The sequence below is a fragment of the Lentzea sp. NPDC003310 genome, assembly GCF_040610935.1.
GTDB lineage: Bacteria > Actinomycetota > Actinomycetes > Mycobacteriales > Pseudonocardiaceae > Lentzea.
On the sequence record NZ_JBEXNC010000009.1, the window covers coordinates 77,721 to 96,579 of the forward strand.

Here is an 18,859-nt window from a genome sequence, read left to right on the forward strand (position 1 = left end):
CTCGCCGCCACACGCTGTTTTCGCCGAATTTTCTAGGCCGTTCGAGTGCTTATTCGGGTCTGAACCCTCACCCGCGAAGGTGGTGACGCACGAACTCCCCCACCGTCCCCCCACGCCACTCCACGCCGTCTACCTGCGCAAACGGGTAACGACATGCTGCGTGGACACCTGTTTCAACGTTGACTGTGGTGAAAAGTGGGGTACTGTGGCGGCCGGTGGGGCAGACGGGGGCTCCACTGCCGGTCTCGTCGCCCGGCAAGGGAGGTGGCTGCCGTGTTCCTCGGCACTCACTACCCGCGCCTGGACGACAAAGGTCGGCTGACACTGCCTGCGAAGTTCCGGGACGAACTGGCGGGAGGTCTCATGGTCACCAAGGGCCAGGACCACTGCCTGTACGTGTTCCCCCGGGCCGAGTTCGAGCAGATGGCGAGGAAGGTCGCCGAGGCGCCGTTCACCAACGACGCCGTACGCGCCTACCAGCGGTATCTGTTCGCGGGCACGGACGAGCAGCGTCCGGACGGTCAGGGCCGGGTCCTGATCGCACCGGAACTGCGCCGGTATGCCGGGCTGACCAAGGAGTGCGTGGTCGTCGGCGCGTTCACCAGGTTGGAGATCTGGGACGCGGCGGCCTGGCAGACCTATCTCGACGAGCACGAGGACGGCTACGCCACGGCTCGCGAGGAGGTCATTCCGGGCGTCTTCTGATGGCGGTCAGCCGAGCAACAGGCCGGATGTTCAACGCGATTCGGGTGCCGTGAGGCCTCGGTCCGCTCGACTATCGGCCCTGGCGCACCTTCCCCGGCGCCAGGTTCGACGGGCGGGCGGGGACCTGACGTCACCCGAAACGCGCATTAAGGGGAGTAGAGGGTCCGATGGATCAGCCGCGGCACGTTCCGGTGCTGCTGGACCGCGTCCTGGAACTCTTCGCTCCGGCGCTCGAAGGCAAGCCCGCCATCGTTGTCGACACGACGCTCGGCATGGGTGGCCACTCCGACGCGCTGTTGAGCGCCCACCCCGAGTTGACGCTCATCGGGCTCGACCGCGACCCGCAGGCCATCGAGATGGCCGGGAAGAGGCTCGCGCGCCACGGTGACCGCGTCCACCTGGTCAACGTCACGTACGACCACATCGACGAGGCCGTGGCGGACCTCGGGTACTCGCACGTCGACGGCGTGCTGATGGACCTCGGGGTGTCGTCGCTGCAGCTCGACGAGGAGGAGCGCGGGTTCGCGTACTCCAAGGACGCCCCGCTCGACATGCGGATGTCCAAGGGCACCGGCATGACGGCGGCGGACGTGCTCAACACGTACTCGCACGGCGACCTCGCGCGCATCCTCTCCACCTACGGTGAGGAGCGGTTCGCGGGCAAGATCGCCTCGGCGGTGCTGCGCGAGCGCGAGAAGGAGCCGTTCACGAACAGCGGCCGGCTCGTCGAGCTGCTCTACGCCGTCGTGCCGGCGGCGTCCCGGCGCACCGGCGGGCACCCGGCCAAGCGCACGTTCCAGGCGTTGCGGATCGAGGTCAACGGCGAGCTGGAGTCGCTGCGGCTCGCGCTGCCCGCGGCCCTGGGCGTGCTGGGCATCGGCGGCCGGATCGTCGTCGAGTCCTACCAGTCCCTCGAGGACCGGATGGTGAAGCAGGCGCTCGCCGAGCTCGCGAAGTCGAAGACCCCGCCCGGCCTGCCGGTCGAGCTGCCCGGCCACGGGCCGGAGGTCAAGCTGCTCACCAAGGGCGCGGAGCTCGCGAACGAGCAGGAGATCGAGGACAACCCGCGGGCGGCGCCGGTGCGCCTGCGCGCGGCGGAGCGGATCGGAGCACCGAGATGACGGCACCCGCACGGGTCGGTGGGCCGTCGCCCCGCGACCCGTCCAAGGACAAGTCCGCCCAGAAGGACAAGGCGCGGCGCCGCACCGCCGGTGCCGAGCGCGCCTACGCCCGGCGGGCCCAGCGCGCCTCGAACCTGCGGGGCGCCTCGGCCGCGCCGCAGCAGAAGCAGGTCTCCAAGGCCCCGTTCGTCGTGCTCGTGATGCTCGTGCTCGGCGCGGGCGTCGCCGGGATCATGTACTTCTCCACCCAGGCGGCCGCCGACACGTATCGGCTGCAGGAGGCACGGGCGGAGGCCGAGCGGCTCACGTTGCAGATGGAGCAGCTGCGCCGCGAGGTGGCGCTGCTCGAGTCGCCGACCGACCTCGCGCGCCGCGCGGGTGAGATGGGCCTCGTCGAGCCGTCGAACCCGGCCCGGCTGCGGCAGAACCCGGACGGCTCGATCGAGGAGTTCGGCAAGCCGAGCCCCGCGACCAAGTCGACGCCGCCGCCCCCGCCGTCCTCCGAGCCGCCCCCGCCGCCCGCCGGTCAGAACCCGCCGGCCGGTCAGCAGCCGCCCGCGGGTCAGACGCCCCCGGCGGGTGGCTGATGCCCGGTCCGCAGACGAGGGGACCGCGCCGTCCGCTGTCGGTGCGCGGTCCCGCCCCGGCCGCACGGCTGGGCGGCAACAGCAGGCTGCGCATCGGCGTCGGCCGCGTGCTGCTGATCGGCGCGCTGGTGGTCGCGGGCGTGAAGCTCGTGCAGGTCCAGGGCCTGCAGGCGCAGGAGCTGTCGCTGCAGGCGCAGAAGCAGCGCACGACGCCCATCGACATCCCCGCCGAGCGCGGTTCGATCCTCGACCGCAACGGCAACCAGCTCGCGTTCTCGATCGAGGTGCGCGCGCTCTACATCCTCCCGCAGCGCGCGCGGAAGACGTGGGACGAGGCCCGCGCGAAGGACCCGAAGAAGTACGCGGTGTCCTACGACGAGCACGCCCGCGAGGTCGCGAAGTTCATGGCGGAGACGCTCGGCCCCGAGGTCAACGGCGAGAAGACCGACGAGGAGACCGTCTACCAGCAGCTGGTGAAGGACATCTCCTACGAGGTCCTGGTCAACGAGGCGGAGCCGGCCAAGGCCGCGAAGATCGTCGCGAAGTACCCCTCGGAGATCGGCTCGGAGTACCGCTCCAAGCGCATCTACCCCAACGGCGAGCTGGCGTCGAACATCATCGGCGCGGCCAACTGGCGCCAGGACGAGAAGCCGCCGACCGTCCAGGGCATCCTCGGCCTGGAGAACGCGCAGGACAACGTGCTGGCCGGTCGCACGGGCCGCCGCGTCGTCGACACCATGTCCGGTGACGACACGCTCGTCATCCCGAACACCGAGCGCGAGCTGGTGAAGCCGCAGCCCGGCAAGAGCCTCGAGCTGACGATCGACATCGACACGCAGTACGCGGTCCAGAAGATCATCAGCGACTACACGAAGAAGTACGGCGCCAAGAACGGCTCGGCCGTCGTGCTGGACAGCCGCACCGGCGAGATCGTCGCGATGGCCAACGACAAGACGTACGACCCGACGGACTTCGGCAAGGCGTCCGAGGACCAGAAGCGCAACACCGCCGTGGCGTACAGCTTCGAGCCCGGCTCGGTGAACAAGATCGTCACCGCCGCCGCGGCCGTCGAGTACGGCCTGTTCAAGCCGGACGACGTGCTGCAGGTGCCGGGGTCGATCAAGGTCGCCGACCGGGTCATCAAGGACGCGTGGAACCACGGCACCGTCCCGATGTCGTTCACCGGCGTGTTCGCCAAGTCCTCCAACGTCGGCACGCTGGAGGCCGCCCAGCAGGTCGGCCAGGAGCGCTACGCCGAGATGCTGCAGAAGTTCGGGCTCGGCCGCCGCACCGGCTCGGGTGTGCCGGCCGAGGAGGCGGGCGTCGTCCCGCCGCTCAACCAGTGGTCCGGTTCGACGTTCGGCAACCTGCCGATCGGCCAGGGCCTCTCGATGACGTTGCTGCAGATGACCGGCATGTACCAGGCCATCGCGAACGACGGTCTGCGCATCCCGCCGCGCCTGGTCCGCGCCGAGATCGGGCAGGAGGGCGCGCGCTCGGAGAAGCAGCGGCCCGACGGCGTGCAGGTGGTGTCGAAGGAGACGGCCAAGACCGTCCGCGACATGTTCCGCTCGGTCACGCAGTCCGACCCGCGCGACCCGAACCAGAACGGCACCGGCAAGCCGGCCGCGGTGCCCGGCTACCAGGTGGCGGGCAAGACCGGCACGGCGCAGCAGATCGACCAGGCCTGCAAGTGCTACTCCCAGTCGCAGTACTGGACCACGTTCGCGGGCATCCTCCCGGCGGACAACCCGCGCTACGTCGTCGGCGTCATGCTCGACGCGCCGTCCGGTGCCCAGTCGGCCGCGCCGGTGTTCCACGACATCGCGACATTCCTGACCCAGCGGTTCCAGGTGCCGATGTCGCCGGAGCAGACGCCGTTCGTGCAGCTGCAGCTGTAGCGGTCGCGCATTGTCGGTGGCGCGTTCCGGAAGCGCAAGGGACCGGAGCGCGCCCAGGCGTGAATTCTTTCTCTTGACAGTGAAAACTTCTTCGTGTTGAGACGCATTTCTTCACGTTTAATTCTCCGAAACCGGAGAGTTGAACGAGGTGATGTGCGTCGTGCGTTCCATCGGATATTCGATCTTGGCACTGCTGCTGGGGCTGCCGACCGTTCCCCCTGTTCAGGTCCCGGAGGGCGAAGCGCCCGTGAAGTCGTACTGGCTGCACATGAACAGCACGCCCACGTCCCGCGAAATGATCGAAATCGAGGCGGACCGGCGTTCGTACGTCGTGCTGAACGCCTGGGAAGGTGATCTCGCGAGGAAGTTGAAGAAGGCGAATCCGGAGATCCAGACCTTCGTCTACAAAGATCTCTCCTCGACGCGCGACTACGCTTGTTCCGGCGGTGTGGACGACGCCGACCTCCCCACCGGCGTCGGCTACTGCGAGGCCGACCCGTCGTGGTTCCTGCGCGACGCCGCGGGCAACCGGTTCTCCTACGACGGCTACGCGGGCCACTGGCAGATGGACGTCGGCAACCCGGCCTACCAGGAGGCCTGGGCCGACAACGTGGTCGCGTCCTCGGCGAAGGTCTTCGACGGCGTCTTCATGGACAACGCCCTGTTCGCCTGCGACACCTACCACCCCGGTACCTGCCCGGCGGCGTACCCGACCGACGAGGCGATGCGCGCGGCCTACCTCTCGATGCTCGCCGGCACGCGGCAGAGGTTCGTGGACGCGGGCCTGAAGACCGTCGCGAACCTGTCCAACGCCCGCCTGCACGACGGCGCCTGGGACAGCTACGTTGAGCACCTCGACGGCGGCTTCGACGAGTGGTGGCTGACCTTCGGCGACGACGACCTGCTCTCGGAGTACGAGCAGGGCTGGAGCAGGCAGGTCGCGCAGATCACCGCCAACGAGGCCAAGGGCAAGATCACCTGGGTCCAGCCGCACCACAGCGGCGCCGAGCAGCCGTTCCGCTACGCCTTCGCCTCGTACCTGCTCGCGGTGGGGGAGCACGCGGCGATCTCGGAGATCGAGGAGACCGACGGCTACGACGACCCGTCGCGGTGGCGGGCCGAGTACGACTGGGACCTCGGCGACCCGCTCGGGCCCCACCACGAGATCGCGACGAACGTGCACCAGCGCGACTTCGAGTGCGGCACGGTGGTCGTCAACGCCAACAAGACCGGCACCGGACCGGTGACCGTGCGGCTCGACTCCCTCCACACCAACGAGACGGGCGCCCCGGTCAGCTACGTGGTGCTCCCGGGCACCAGCGGAACCGTGCTGCGCAAGGACTGCTAGAGCCTGCGCGACTGCTCCCCGGTGATCCCCCAGATCAGGTGCTCGACCGGGTCCGGGGCCGCCATCCGCATGTCGACCGTGGACCACACGCGCAGGAAGCCCGGCAGGTCGACGTCGCCGTCCACGCCGTCGAGGATCACCGGGATCACCCGCCGCCGGGTGTCGCGCACCGACCAGTCGTTGATCAGCTGCATCTCGGCGTCGTGCCACGGCCCGAACCCGGACGGCCCGATCAGCACGGCCGCCGACCGGCTCTTCTCGATGCCCTTCGCCATCTCGATCTGCCACCGCGAGCCCGGCTGGATGTCGTGGATGTCGATCCACGGCAGGATCCCGCGCGCCTCCAGCTCCGCGACGACCTCCAGGACGAGCGGCTTGTCCTTGACGTTGTGGCACAGGAAGACGTCGTAGTCCTCGGCCTCCCGCTTGCCCTTGAGGGTCGTCGCGGCCACGTCGAGGTCGCGGCGGGTGTTCGCGTGGGAGTTCATCTCGGCCACGACCGGCCGCACGTCCGGCTGCTCCTCGTCGAGCAGCGACACGAACTCGTCGCAGAGCTGGCAGCGCACGTTCGTGAGGCCGGCGCTCAACCGCTTGCGCACCACGACGTCGTCCACGGGCTGGTCGCACGGCTTGCACCGGCGGATCCGGCGCAGCACCACGTTGCCGGCCCGCTGCTCCAGGTGCTCGACGACGTACGCCTCGAACTGCCGCCGCACGATCGGCGTCACCTGCTCGTCGTGGAACAGCACGAGCTCGGCCTTGCCCTCCTCGACCTCGCGGACCGCGATGCCGCACGTGCCGCCCGCCTTGGCCAGGTAGGACGCGGAGTTGTGGTACATCGGGCCGCGCTGGAAGAACCGCGAGTGCGACAGCCGCACGGCGAGCGTCGAGTAGATCGACGCCAGGTCGCCGTCGAAGGTGAACACCACGTCCTGGCCGGGCACCTGCGGGGCGTCCGGCCGTTCCCTGGTGAACTGCGACGGGAAGATGAGGTCGACCTCCTTGTCGGTGACCTCCTTCAACGCGATCTCGCGGCGCAGCAGCTCCTCGACCACGGTGATCAGCAGGACGCGCTCCTGCTGCTCGTTCGTCAGCCGTTCCGACTCGGGCATCCGGAACGTGCCCTCCAGCGCGTCCTTCTCCGGCACGAACCCGAGGCCGTCCGGCTCGTCCTTCGCCGCCTGCACCAGCGACGACACGTAGGCGTCCAGCAGCTCGGGCCGCAGCAGGACGTAGCCGCCGAACTGCATGCGCCGGATCACGCCGACGCCCTCCAGCCGCCCGAGGCACGCCGCGAACTTCCCGGCTAGCTCGTCGACCGGCGAGGGGTCGCGGTGCAGCCGCCGGAAGCTGAGCAGCAGGTCGTCCGCGGTCGACAGGATCCGGCCCTGCTGCTTCTCCTCCAGCACGAAGTCCTTGATCGACTGGAACAGCGCGGTGGAACTGACCACGGGCACCGCTTCCCAGTCGATCGCGTCCCGGGCGGTGCGGATCAGCTCCTCGACGCCCCAGCCCTCCTTCGCGCTGGTCTCCACGAACCCGTCGAACCCGTACTTCTGCACGGCTTGTTCGATCCGTGCGGTGCTCACGGCCGTGCCGCCGCGGTCGGTCCGTGCGGCGACGAGGAACGCTTTCAGGCGCACGGCCGCCGGTCCGTCGAGCCGCCGCGCCTGGGCGAGGGCCCGGCTCCAGTACTGGACCCCGGCGAACGGGTCGGTCTCGCTGCGGGCGTCGAACACGACCAGCGCCACCGCGACCTCGTTGAGGTGCAGCTGGTGCACCATCCGGTAGCCGGGCTGCCCGGCCAGGTCCCAGAGCAGCGTCTCCCGCGTCTGGACGTCCCCGGACGGCAGCGTCTCGATGGACCGCTCGAACGTCCACACGTTGCGCCCGTGCGTCGAGTCGGTCGGCACGAACTGCTGCCCGTTCATCACGAGTCCGAGGCCCGACTTGCCCACGCCGGTGTCGCCGACCAGCACGATCTTCGCGTTGGCGTAGCGGCGGGACGTCGGGGCGGCGCTCACCGAGCCGAGCACGCCGTAGTCGAGCCGCACGACGTCGACGCCGTTGCCGTCCTTGATCGCGAGCAGCGGCTCGGTGGGGTGGAAGGCGAGCCCGCCGCGGCCGCTGATGTTCTCCCTCGGCAGCACCGCCACGCACTGCCAGTCGGCGGCCCTCCAGAGCCGGACGGTGTTGTCCGTCGACATCGACGCGACGAAGCCGCCGTCGGGCGAGAACCGGACGCAGGTGACCAGGTCCGCGTGCCCTTCGAGGGTCGTGGGAGCGGCGAGCCGGCCGAACGCCGTGATGGTGATGTCGTGCTTGCCGGGCGAGGTGAACGCGACCAGGGCCTGCGCGCCGCGCAGGACGAAGATGTCCCGGGCGTGCAGGTCGTGCTGGAACGTCCGCACCTCGTTGTCGGCCGTGCGGATCATCGAGATGTGCCCGTGGCCCGCCACCCAGATGTGGTGGCCGTCCGGGGACCAGCGCGGCCGCAGCAGGTGCTGGGGCCCGGAGGGCGCGAACCTGAACGCGCCCGACGGCCTGCCGGTGGTGCTGTCGACGAGCGTCATCTCGCTGATCTCGCCCACCGCCAGCACGTCGCCGTCCGGGGACCACGAGAGCCGGGTGCCGATCCCGGCCGAGCACACCGGGCGGCCGGGTTCGCCGTCGAACGCGGTGACCACCACGTGGTGCCCGCCGACGTGCGGCGAGCGCTGCACGACCGCGGCGACCGGCCGGGACGGGTGCCAGGCGATGTCGGCCACGCCGAGGACCCGGCCGACCTCCTCCGGTGGCGCGTCCTCGCCGACGCGCCAGCACACGGCGAGATCGCCGCCGTGGCCGACGGCCAGCAGCGCGCCGTCGGACGACCAGGTCACCCGGCCGGTGTGGCGGTCGTCCGCCGAGAGGCCGCGCTGCAGGAACTCGACCCCGGGCGCCTGCGGGTCCGGGTCGAGCCGTGCGCGCGCGACGGTGTCGGGAGGGGTGCGCCGGACGAACCCGCCGTCCTCGACGGCCACCAGGGACAGCACGGACCGGCGGCTGGCCTGGTCGAGCCGGTCGGCCCACCGGTCGAGCAGCGCGTGCGCCTGCCCGGTCGCGACGGGCCGCCGGTCCTCCGCCTCCTGGACGGACAGCCGCAGCAGCACCAGGTTCGCGGAGTAGAGCGCGTGCGACCGGATCATGTTCAGGTGGGACGGCTGGTAGGCCGAGTAGCGGCTCGTGTGGCCGCGGTTGCGGGACAGCAGCGCGTCGAGCACCTCGACCAGCCTGACCTGCGTGGCGGCCGGGGCGTCGTGGGCCAGCTGCGCGACGAACGTCAGCGTGGCCGGGCGCAGGGCCAGCGGGGCGTGCGAGAGCAGCGCGAACAGCAGGGCGTCGTCGGACTCCGCGCTCGGCAGGAGGTCGAGGACGAGCATCGCGATCCGGAACTCCGCGACGGTCGCCGGCCGCTGCTCCAGGTCGCCGATCACCGACTCGGCCGAGCCGGGGTCCGTCTCGCCGAGCGCGGCGAGGTCCGCGCGGAGCTCCTCCGCGGAGATCGGCCGCCAGCCGCGGTTCAGCATCCCCATCGCGGCGACGCTCGCCACCGCGAGGCCGGGGGACGGGGTGTCGGGCTGGAACAGGTCCGTCGCGCTGACCGTGCCGCGGGGGTGCACCGCGGCGGGGTTCGTCAGCCGCAGCGCGAGCAGCGTCAGCTGCAGCGGGTTGCGCGCCACCTCGGGGTGGGCGAGCACGGTGTCGAGCGCGAGGGGCCGCCGGGTCTGCGCCGTCGCGTCGTTCCAGCGCGCCACCCACCGGCGGATCTGGGCGGTGTCGAGGTCGGTGAGCTGCACGACCGGCATGCGGTCCGGGATGTGCAGCTGGTCGAGCGACGACGTCCGGGACGTGACCACCAGCGCCACCGGATGCCCGAGCGCGGCCTCGGTCTTCTGGAACCGGGCGAGCTCGCTCAGCAGGTCACCGCGCCGGTCCGCCATCTCGTCGAGGCCGTCCAGCACGAGGATGCGGGTGCACTGGCGGCCGGACCAGGCCAGGTCGTTCCAGGTGAACTGGTGGTCGGTCTGCTGCGCCAGCACCTGGTTGACCTGGTCGAGCAGGGCCGCGTGCTGGGCCCCGCGCAGCTGCACGCGCACGACGGCGTAGTGCGCGGCGGGCATGTGCGCGGCCAGCACCTTGGTCAGCATCGACTTGCCCGAGCCGGGCCCGCCGATCACCAGCAGCGGTAACCGGAACGCCAGCGGGCTCGTGAGGTGGGTCGCGAGCAGCGCCTCCACGTCGTCGCTGCGCCGCGGCTGCGACGCCCACCAGCTCTCGTCCGACAGCCGCGCCACCGGGCCCGCCTTGGCGAGCCGGTAGTTCGCGGGCACGTAGAGCAGGTGCGCCGGCGGGAGACCGGGTTCGGCGGGCGGGTCGTCGTCGAGCGCCGCCCGGTTGGCCCGGTGCAGCACCTCCAGCGCGCGGCTCGGGGGAGCGATGGTGCTCTGCCCGGTGCTCGTGAACCCGCTCGTGTCGGCGAGGCCGGTCCACAGCGCGAACTCGCGGACGTCCTTCGCGTGCGCGCGCACCGCCTTCTCGTACCGGATCGACACGCTGCGCGCGAAGCTGAGGTCGAGCAACGCCTCGCTGCCGCAGCGGGGGTTCGTCCGGTGCAACGCCCGGTGGACGCGTTCACCGCGGTTGGCGGCCCACGTCGCGATGGAGGCGATCGTGTTGGCGAAGTCCTGCACGGCCGAGGGCGCGGGCACGTCGTCGGAGTAGAGGTACGAGACGAACGAGTGGTCCTCCTGGTGCCACTCCCGCGGCGTCGGCAGCTGGAGGTCGCCGGTCAGCACCTCGCGCACCGAGTCGAAGAACGCCGTCGCCGCCAGCGCCGTGTGCACCGCGAAGACGGGCTCCAGCCGGTCGAACCCGTGGTGCGGGGGCAGGTCGGCGACGGCGCGGGCGATCCTGGCCTGCACGAGGTGCGGCACCCTCGTGCCGCCGAGCCAGCCGTACAGGCCGTGCATCGAGATGTGGATCGAGGTGCCCGACAGCACCCGTCCCAGCGGCGCGTCGACCGAGTTCAGCCAGGTGCCGTCCTCTTCGGACAGGGTGAGCAGGGCGCCCCGGAGCGTCGTCGCGTCAACTGGAGGCATCGCCACATGCTAGAGATCTCGTGCGTGGCCGAACGAGGCTTCGGCTAGAGCTTCACCCGGTCGTCCTGAATCGGCTCCGGCCTGGCCACGAGAACTGGACACGAGGCGTGGTAGAGCGCCGCTCTGGTGACGAGCCCGACCCCGTCGTGCTGTCCGCCGCGACCCAGCACCACGAGGTCGGAGTCCAGTTCGGCCAGTGCCTCGTGCGGGTGCCGCGACTCGACGAGGACCTCGGGGGTCAGTTCGGGCGCGGTCGTGCGCAGGAACAGCACGGCCCGGCGCACCGCCGCCTCGTCACGCGGCACGGACGCGCCGTGCTGCGCGGGGAGGTGCAGGTGCAGTAGCCGCAGGCGCGCGCGGCGGGTGCGGCACAGTTCGACCGCGCGCCGCAGCACGACCGGGTCCTCGCACCCGCCGACGGCCGCGGTGATCCAGCCGTGCTCGCCGCGGATCGCCCGGGGACGACCGCGCACCACCACGACTCCGCACCGCGCGCGGCGCAGCACCGGCAGGACGAGGGAGCCCAGCCCCAGGCCGCGGTGCTGTTCACCTTTGCACCCCAAGACCAAGGTCGCGCTGGAGTCCGACGCCCCGACCAGCGCGGCCACCGGGTCGTCGCCGCTCGGGCGGAAGTGGGCGGTGAGCATCGGGAGCCGTTCCAGGACCTTCTGGACCGTCGTGTCGCCGGGGTCCGCGAGGTAGACCTGGAGGTCCGTCCGGAGCGACCACGCGTGCCGCGCCGCCCATTCGAACGCGTGGTAAGCGAATTCGGACGTGTCCACACCGACCGTCACGGAACGACTGAAATCCGGTGCCCAGAAGGAGAATCTCCTGGGCTCCACCGCCGAGCTGGTTCTCATCTGCCGCCTCCTGCCGTTCTCCACCTCACCGCAGGCGCACGAGTGGTCACAGGGCACTAAGTCACGAAGCGGGCAGGAACTTGTTCGGCCGGACGGGCTCGCTCACTCCGACCAGCGCGGCGGGCCACCCGAACGGCGCAGATCGGACGATCATCACCCGAACGCCAACGCGCCGCTCGGCCACTCCGTGCACGCCGGTAGCCTCTTGCCCGTGCCTGCCAAGCTCGAGGGCAAGGTCGCGACCGCCCCGCCCCGCCCCAACGCCATCCGCCCTGCTTCCGTGGCTGCTCTCGCCGCGGTCGCCGACGTGCACCTGACCAGGCCAGCGCATGCCGACGTCCAGGTGACGGGGGTTACTCTGCGTGCTCAGCACGTGGTCGCCGGAGACCTCTACGCCGCGCTGCCCGGCGCGCACGTCCACGGTGCCGACTTCGCCGCGACGGCGATCGAGAACGGTGCCGTCGCCGTGCTCACGGACGAGGCGGGCGCCGCGCGCGACTCGCTGAAGGACGTGCCGGTGCTGATCCACCCACGCCCCCGCGAGGTCGTCGGCCTGCTCGCCGCGCACGTCTACGGGCAGCCGTCGACGAAGATCAGGTTGTGGGGGGTCACCGGCACGTCCGGCAAGACCACCACCACGTATATGATCGAGTCGGTGCTGCGCGCCGCCGGCCGCGACACCGGCCTGATCGGCACCGTCGGCACCCGCATCGGCACCGAGCAGCTCGGCAGCTCGCACACCACGCCCGAGGCGCCGGACCTGCAGGCGCTGTTCGCGGTGATGGCCGAGCGCGGTGTCACCGACGTGGCGATGGAGGTGTCGAGCCACGCGCTGCACATGGGCCGCGTCGCCGCCACCGAGTTCGAGATCGGCGCGTTCACGAACCTCAGCCAGGACCACCTCGACTTCCACGCCGACATGGAGGAGTACTTCCAGGTCAAGGCGCAGCTGTTCGACGGCCGCGCGCGCCGGGAGGTCGTCTGCGTCGACGGCGACTGGGGTCCGCGCCTGGTCAAGGACGGCACCGTCACGGTCGCGACCACCAGGGACGCCGACTGGACCGCCACCGACGTCGAGGTCAGCGCGACCGGGGAGCAGACGTTCACCGCGCACGGTCCCGGCGGCGACATCCGGATCCACCTGCCGCTCGCGGGCAGCTTCAACATCGCGAACGCCCTGCTCGCCATCGCCTGCCTGCACCTCGAGGGCATCAGCGCCGAGGCGATCGCCGAGGGCCTGAAGAACGTCCAGGTGCCCGGCCGCATGCAGCGCGTCGACGAGGGCCAGGACTTCACCGCGGTCGTCGACTACTCGCACAAGCCCGCCGCCGTCGCCCTCGCGCTCGACGCCGTGCGCGCCAAGACCGACGGCCGCGTGATCATCGTGCTCGGCTGCGGAGGTGACCGCGACCGCGCCAAGCGCCCGCTGATGGGCGAGGCCGCCGCGGAACGCGCCGAGGTGTTGATCATCACCGATGACAACCCGAGGAGCGAAGACGCGTCCTCCATTCGGGCCGCCATGCTCGAAGGGGCGCTCGCCACCGCGAACCGGGGCGAGGTCCTGGAGATCGGCGACCGGAGGCTCGCGATCCAGAAGGCCGTCGAGCTCGCACTTCCGGGTGACGTCGTCGTCGTGGCGGGCAAGGGACACGAGACGGGACAGGAGATCGCCGGCGTGGTCCACCCGTTCTCGGACGTCGAGACGCTGACCGCCGCGATCAGAGAGGCTCACCGTTGATCGCACTCACGCTCGCCGAGATCGCGGAGATCGTCGGCGGACGCCTGCACGCCACCGACGGCAGTCCGGTGGTCACCGGCACCATCGAGTTCGACAGCCGCAAGGTCACCGGGGGCGGCCTGTACCTGGCACTGCCCGGGGAACGGGTCGACGGCCACGACTTCGCCGCGCAGGCCGTGGCGGCGGGCGCGGCCGGGGTGCTGGCGGGCCGCGAGGTCGACGCGCCCGCGGTGATCGCGCCGCCGGTGGAGACCAAGCACGCCAACGCGTACGTGCTCGCGGGCGACAAGACCGGCGAGGGCGCGGCGGTGCTCGCGGCGCTCGCCAAGCTCGCCCGCCACGTCACGGACCGGCTGAAGGACCTGACGGTCGTCGGCATCACCGGCTCCGCGGGCAAGACGTCCACCAAGGACCTCATCGCCCAGGTGCTGAGCCCGGTCGGCGAGACCATCGCGCCGCCCGGCTCGTTCAACAACGAGCTCGGCCACCCGTGGACCGCGCTGCGGGCCACCGAGGACACGAAGTTCCTCGTGCTGGAACTGTCCGCGCGCGGCATCGGCCACATCGCGAACCTGTGCGAGATCGCGCCGCCGCGCTTCGGCGCCGTGCTCAACGTCGGCACCGCCCACCTGAGCGAGTTCGGTTCCCGCGAGGGCATCGCGCAGGGCAAGGGCGAGCTGGTCGAGTCGCTGCCCGAGGACGGGGTCGCGATCCTCAACGCGGACGACCCGCTGGTCGCGGGCATGGCGAGCCGCACGAAGGCGAAGGTCGTGCTCGTCGGCGAGAGCACGAAGGCCGACGTCCGCGCCGAGAACATCGTGCTGGACGAGCAGGCAAGGGCGAGCTTCACGCTGAAGACGGCCCAGGGCGACGCGGAGGTCAAGCTCGGCCTCAACGGCACGCACCAGGTCGGCAACGCGCTGGTCGCCGCCGCCATCGCCCTCGAACTCGGCGCCACGCCGGCCGAGGTGGCCCAGCGGCTCGGCGCCGCCGAACGCGTGTCCGCGCACCGCATGGACATCACCGAGCGCGCGGACGGCGTGACGGTCATCGACGACGCGTACAACGCGAACCCCGACTCGGTGCGGGCGGCCCTGAAGGCGCTCGCGTCGATCGCGCGGTCCACGACGCCCGCCCGCCGCAGCTGGGCCGTCCTCGGCCCGATGGCGGAACTGGGCGACGACGCGGTGCGCGAGCACGACGAGATCGGCCGTCTGGTGGTGCGCCTCGACATCAGCAAGCTGGTCGTCGTCGGTGAGGCGGCCCGCCCGATGCACCAGGGCGCGCACCTGGAAGGATCTTGGGGAGACGAATCCGTCTCGGTACCGGACGCAGATGCGGCGATCGCGTTGCTCCTGGGGGAAGTCCGGCCCGGTGACGTAGTGCTGGTCAAGGCATCCAACGCCTATCGCCTGTGGCGCATCGCCGAGGCCCTGCTGGAGGCAGGAACCAAGTGAAGAGCATCCTGATCGCGGCAGCGATCGCCCTCGCGGTGTCGATCCTGCTGACGCCCTACCTGATCAAGATCTTCTCCCGTCAGGGGTTCGGTCAGGAGATCCGCGAGGACGGTCCGCAGCACCACAAGACCAAGCGCGGCACGCCGACCATGGGTGGTCTCGCCATCCTGGTCGCGATGTGGGCGGGCTACCTCGGCACGCACCTCGTGAACTCGATGTCGGCCTCGGCGTCCGGGCAGACCCCGACGGCGTCGGGTCTGCTCGTGCTCATGCTGACGACGTCGCTCGGCCTCGTCGGCTTCCTCGACGACTTCATCAAGATCCGCAAGGCCCGCAACCTGGGTCTGAACAAGACGGCGAAGCTGGTCGGCCAGTTCATCGCGACCATCACGTTCGCGATCCTCGTGCTGCAGTTCCCGAACAAGGACGGCCTGACGCCCGCGTCGGTCAACCTGTCGTTCGTCCGCGACATCACCGTGGTCTCGTTCGGCACCATCGGGTTCATCGTCTTCTGCTACGGCATGGTGGCCGCGTGGTCCAACGCCGTGAACCTGACCGACGGCCTCGACGGCCTCGCGGGTGGTTCGTCGGCGATGGTGTTCGGCACGTACGTGGTGATCTCGTTCTGGCAGTTCCGCTACAACTGCTCGAGCTACGCGGTGGCGGGCTGCTACGACGTCCGCGACCCGCTGGACCTGGCCGTGATCGCCGCGGCCGCGATGGCCGGCTGCATCGGCTTCCTCTGGTGGAACGCCGCTCCGGCCAAGATCTTCATGGGTGACACGGGTTCGCTCGCGCTCGGCGGTCTCGTCGCCGGTCTCGCGATCGCGACCCGCACCGAGCTGCTGATGATCGTCATCGGTGGTCTGTTCGTGGTCGAGGCCCTGTCGGTGGCGTTGCAGGTCGCGGTCTTCCGCACCTCTCGACGGCGCCTGTTCCGCATGGCCCCGTTCCACCACCACTTCGAGCTCGCGGGCTGGGCGGAAACCACGGTCATCATCCGGTTCTGGTTGATGGCCGGCATCTGCTGCATGTTCGGACTTGGCGTGTTCTACAGCGAGTGGCTGACGGGCGGTTTCTAGTCTCATGACCAAGCTGGCTGGTTCGAAGGTGCTGGTCGCCGGTGCTGGAGTGACCGGCCGGTCCGCCGCGGAGGCGTTGCTCGCGGCGGGCGCCGAGGTCGTGGTGACGGACTCGTCGCCGGAACGGCTCGCGGCGCTCGAGACCCTGCTCGAAGGCGTGGACCTGGTGCCCGGCCTGGTGGAACCGCCGGCCGGCACCTCGCTGGTCGTCACGAGCCCCGGCTGGCAGCCGTCGAGCCCGCTGCTCGCGGCCGCCGCCTCGGCGGGCATCGAGGTCATCGGCGAGGTCGAGCTGGCCTGGCGGATGGGCACGGAACTCGCCGACCCGCCGGTGTGGCTCGCCGTGACCGGCACGAACGGCAAGACCACGACGGTCGGCATGCTGGAGTCGATCCTGCACGCCGCCGGTGCGGACGCGGTGGCCTGCGGCAACGTGGGCCTGCCGGTCGTCGACGCGCTGCTGGCCGGGCGCCGGGTGCTCGCGGTGGAGCTGTCGAGCTTCCAGCTGCACTGGGCGCCGTCGGTGCGCCCGCAGGCGGGGGCGCTGCTCAACCTCGCCGAGGACCACCTCGACTGGCACGGCGGCATGGACGCCTACGCCCAGGCCAAGGCCGGCGTGCTGACCGGTGACGTGGCGATCGGCTGGCTGGAGGACGACCGGGTGGTCGACCTGCTGGAGGCCTCGCCGGCCCGCGACCGCGTCGGGTTCACGCTGGAGGAGCCCGAGCCTGGTCAGCTCGGCGTGCGCGACGGCTGGCTGGTCGACCGCGCGTTCGCCGACGACGAGCCGCTGGTCGAGGTCGCGAAGATCCGCCCGGCCGGTCCGCCCGGGATCGTGGACGCCCTGGCCGCGACGGCGCTGGCCCGTGCCTACGGCGTGCCGTCCGAGGCCGTGCGAGAGGGCCTGGAGGCGTTCGAACCGGCCGCGCACCGGGCCGTGCTCGTCACGGTCGACGGCGCCGACGTCAAGTACGTCAACGACTCGAAGGCGACGAACCCGCACGCGGCGGTGGCGTCGTTGCGCGCGTTCGACAGCGTCGTGTGGATCGCGGGCGGGCTGCTGAAGGGCGCGTCGGTCGAGGACATGGTGCGGACGGAGGCCCACCGCCTGCGTGGTGCCGTGCTGATCGGTGCGGATCGTGCGGTGATCGCGGAGGCGTTGGCGAAGCACGCGCCGGACGTGCCGGTGGTGTCGCTCGACCTCGCGGCCGACGAAGATCCGATGCTCGCGGTGGTGCGTGCCGCGCAGGAGCTCGCGCAGTCCGGTGACACGGTCCTGCTCGCCCCGGCGGCGGCGTCGATGGACATGTTCACCGACTACGCGCACCGCGGACAGGCGTTCACGGACGCTGTGAAGCGCCTAACGGGTGGTCGGTAGGGTTCTATGAGGGCGACACGCCCCCAGGAATCCCCGTTCGAGCGCTTGACACAGGAGACGATGATCTGGTGACCGTCGTCGCCGACAAGCCGAGAAGCAAGCGGAAGGTTCGTCCCGCGGGCCGCGTCGCCTCGTTGCGCAGCGGCATGACCTCGTGGCTGAGCCGCCCGCTCGCCGACTTCCACCTGCTGCTCGCGATCTTCGGCATGCTCACCGTGCTCGGCCTGGTGATGGTGCTGTCGGCGTCGGCGCCGGGACAGGTCGCGTCGGGCGTGTCCGCGTACAGCGTGTTCCAGAAGCAGCTGATCTACGTGTGCATCGGCGCCGTGCTGTTCTGGGTGATGCTGCGGTTCCCGTTGCGCAAGCTCCGGCACTTCTCGACGGCCGCGATGGGCATCGGCGTGCTGTTGCTGGCACTGGTGCTGACGCCGCTCGGTGACGTCCGCGGTGGTGCGCGGTCCTGGTTCACACTTGGACCCGTCTCGTTCCAGCCGATCGAGGCCGTGAAGCTCGCGCTGGCGTTGTGGGGCGCGCACGTCCTGGTCACCAAGCGCGCGTTGCTCTCGCAGTACCGGCACCTGCTGGTGCCCGTCGTGCCGGTGGCCATGCTGGTGTTCGCGCTGGTCATGTTGCAGCCGGACCTCGGCGGCACGATCACGCTCGGCGTGGTGCTGATCAGCCTGCTCTGGTTCGTGGGCGCGCCGATGCGGCTGTTCGGCGTGATCGCCGCCGGCGCGGTCGCGGGCGCCACCGTGCTCGCGATCGGTGCCGCGTACCGGCTCAAGCGCGTGACGTCGTTCCTCAACCCCGACGCCGACCCGGACGGTGCGGGGCACCAGGCCCGGCAGGCGATGTTCGCGCTCGCCGACGGCGGTCTGTTCGGCAAGGGGCTCGCGCGCGGCAGCTCGCAGTGGCGGTACCTGCCCAACGTCGAGTCGGACTTCATCTTCGCCGTGATCGGCGAGGAGCTCGGCTTCGTCGGGTGCGCGCTCGTGCTCGCGCTCTTCGGCGGGCTCGCCTGGGTCGGCCTGCGGGTGGCGGCGCGCAACACCGACCCGTGGATCCGGATCGTGGCCGCGACGCTGACAGTGTGGCTGGTCGCGCAGGCCGCGATCAACATCGGCTACGTCGTGCAGCTGCTGCCGGTCACCGGTCTCACGCTGCCGATGATCTCCTCCGGCGGTACCTCGATCGTGATCACCATGATCGTGTTCGGCATCCTCGCGAACTGCGCGCGGCACGAGCCCGACGCCGTCGCGGCACTGCGCTCGCTCGGCCCCGGCCGGGTCGGTGGCCTGCTCAAACTGCCCGCGCCCGAGGCGTACCGGCCGCCCGCGAAGCGCAAGCCCGTGCGGCCGTCCACGCCGCCGCGCGCACCAGGTCGTTCCCGCACGCAGCAACTTCCGGTCATGGACGAACGTCGTATGGCAGGAAGGTCCGCTCCGCCCTCGGAGTACCGTCGCCGCGACTCGCGGCGCACACAGGGCCGTTCTGAGCAAGGCAGGTCGACCCGCGGTCGCGGGCGACCCAACTGATTGATC

At 70.9% G+C, this 18,859-nt stretch carries 12 protein-coding genes; 10 read left to right on the forward strand and 2 right to left on the reverse strand.

Going from position 1 to position 18,859, the window contains the following annotated elements:
* Positions 1 to 273 precede the first annotated feature (273 nt).
* The 5 genes from mraZ (at position 274) to ABZX02_RS19545 (ending at position 5,662) form a co-directional block, all read left to right on the forward strand.
* Positions 274 to 705 carry a division/cell wall cluster transcriptional repressor MraZ gene (mraZ, locus tag ABZX02_RS19525; RefSeq protein WP_053733094.1) on the forward strand — a complete coding sequence of 144 codons (432 nt, stop codon included), beginning with the start codon at positions 274 to 276 and terminating at the stop codon, positions 703 to 705.
* A 167-nt stretch (positions 706 to 872) separates the two neighbouring features.
* Entirely contained in the window at positions 873 to 1,826 is a 954-nt protein-coding gene (gene rsmH, locus ABZX02_RS19530) for a 16S rRNA (cytosine(1402)-N(4))-methyltransferase RsmH (protein ID WP_355299988.1), read from the forward strand.
* Positions 1,823 to 2,413: a hypothetical protein gene (locus ABZX02_RS19535; protein WP_355299989.1), complete on the forward strand. Its 591-nt coding sequence runs from the start codon at positions 1,823 to 1,825 to the stop codon at positions 2,411 to 2,413. Before rsmH ends, ABZX02_RS19535 begins: the two co-directional genes overlap by 4 nt.
* A complete protein-coding gene (locus ABZX02_RS19540) occupies positions 2,413 to 4,314 on the forward strand; it encodes a penicillin-binding protein 2 (RefSeq protein WP_355299991.1) in 1,902 nt (633 codons plus the stop codon). The genes ABZX02_RS19535 and ABZX02_RS19540 overlap by 1 nt, the downstream gene beginning before the upstream one ends.
* Positions 4,315 to 4,474: 160 nt before the next feature.
* A complete protein-coding gene (locus ABZX02_RS19545) occupies positions 4,475 to 5,662 on the forward strand; it encodes a putative glycoside hydrolase (protein WP_355299993.1) in 1,188 nt (395 codons plus the stop codon).
* Here the strand turns inward: ABZX02_RS19545 and ABZX02_RS19550 are convergent.
* Together ABZX02_RS19550 and ABZX02_RS19555 are read right to left on the reverse strand one after the other, a co-directional pair.
* Entirely contained in the window at positions 5,659 to 10,803 is a 5,145-nt protein-coding gene (locus tag ABZX02_RS19550; RefSeq protein ID WP_355299995.1) for a TIR domain-containing protein, read from the reverse strand. The genes ABZX02_RS19545 and ABZX02_RS19550 overlap by 4 nt on opposite strands.
* A gap of 44 nt (positions 10,804 to 10,847) precedes the next feature.
* Positions 10,848 to 11,597 carry a universal stress protein gene (locus ABZX02_RS19555; RefSeq protein WP_355299997.1) on the reverse strand — a complete coding sequence of 250 codons (750 nt, stop codon included), beginning with the start codon at positions 11,595 to 11,597 and terminating at the stop codon, positions 10,848 to 10,850.
* A 373-nt stretch (positions 11,598 to 11,970) separates the two neighbouring features.
* On the opposite strand from ABZX02_RS19555, the gene ABZX02_RS19560 reads away from it, so the two are divergent.
* The 5 genes from ABZX02_RS19560 (at position 11,971) to ftsW (ending at position 18,853) form a co-directional block, all read left to right on the forward strand.
* On the forward strand, positions 11,971 to 13,401 hold the full coding sequence (locus tag ABZX02_RS19560) for a UDP-N-acetylmuramoyl-L-alanyl-D-glutamate--2,6-diaminopimelate ligase (protein ID WP_355300255.1): 1,431 nt from the start codon (positions 11,971 to 11,973) through the stop codon (positions 13,399 to 13,401).
* The gene (gene murF / locus ABZX02_RS19565) at positions 13,398 to 14,858 is read left to right on the forward strand and encodes a UDP-N-acetylmuramoyl-tripeptide--D-alanyl-D-alanine ligase (protein ID WP_355299998.1); all 1,461 of its coding nucleotides are present in this window, start codon (positions 13,398 to 13,400) and stop codon (positions 14,856 to 14,858) included. Before ABZX02_RS19560 ends, murF begins: the two co-directional genes overlap by 4 nt.
* A complete protein-coding gene (gene mraY, locus ABZX02_RS19570; RefSeq protein WP_089917287.1) occupies positions 14,855 to 15,940 on the forward strand; it encodes a phospho-N-acetylmuramoyl-pentapeptide-transferase in 1,086 nt (361 codons plus the stop codon). The genes murF and mraY overlap by 4 nt, the downstream gene beginning before the upstream one ends.
* A gap of 4 nt (positions 15,941 to 15,944) precedes the next feature.
* A complete protein-coding gene (gene murD / locus ABZX02_RS19575; protein WP_355299999.1) occupies positions 15,945 to 17,318 on the forward strand; it encodes a UDP-N-acetylmuramoyl-L-alanine--D-glutamate ligase in 1,374 nt (457 codons plus the stop codon).
* Positions 17,319 to 17,464: 146 nt separating this feature from the next.
* On the forward strand, positions 17,465 to 18,853 hold the full coding sequence (gene ftsW, locus ABZX02_RS19580; RefSeq protein WP_355300256.1) for a putative lipid II flippase FtsW: 1,389 nt from the start codon (positions 17,465 to 17,467) through the stop codon (positions 18,851 to 18,853).
* The last annotated feature ends 6 nt before the right edge of the window (positions 18,854 to 18,859 follow it).

Coding starts and splice junctions, on each gene's coding strand:
- ABZX02_RS19550 (WP_355299995.1), bottom strand. CDS start 10,803: ATGCCTCCAGTTGACGCGACGACGCTCCGGGGCGCCCTGCTCACCCTG.
- ftsW (WP_355300256.1), top strand. CDS start 17,465: ATGACCTCGTGGCTGAGCCGCCCGCTCGCCGACTTCCACCTGCTGCTC.
- murD (WP_355299999.1), top strand. CDS start 15,945: ATGACCAAGCTGGCTGGTTCGAAGGTGCTGGTCGCCGGTGCTGGAGTG.
- ABZX02_RS19535 (WP_355299989.1), top strand. CDS start 1,823: ATGACGGCACCCGCACGGGTCGGTGGGCCGTCGCCCCGCGACCCGTCC.
- ABZX02_RS19540 (WP_355299991.1), top strand. CDS start 2,413: ATGCCCGGTCCGCAGACGAGGGGACCGCGCCGTCCGCTGTCGGTGCGC.
- rsmH (WP_355299988.1), top strand. CDS start 873: ATGGATCAGCCGCGGCACGTTCCGGTGCTGCTGGACCGCGTCCTGGAA.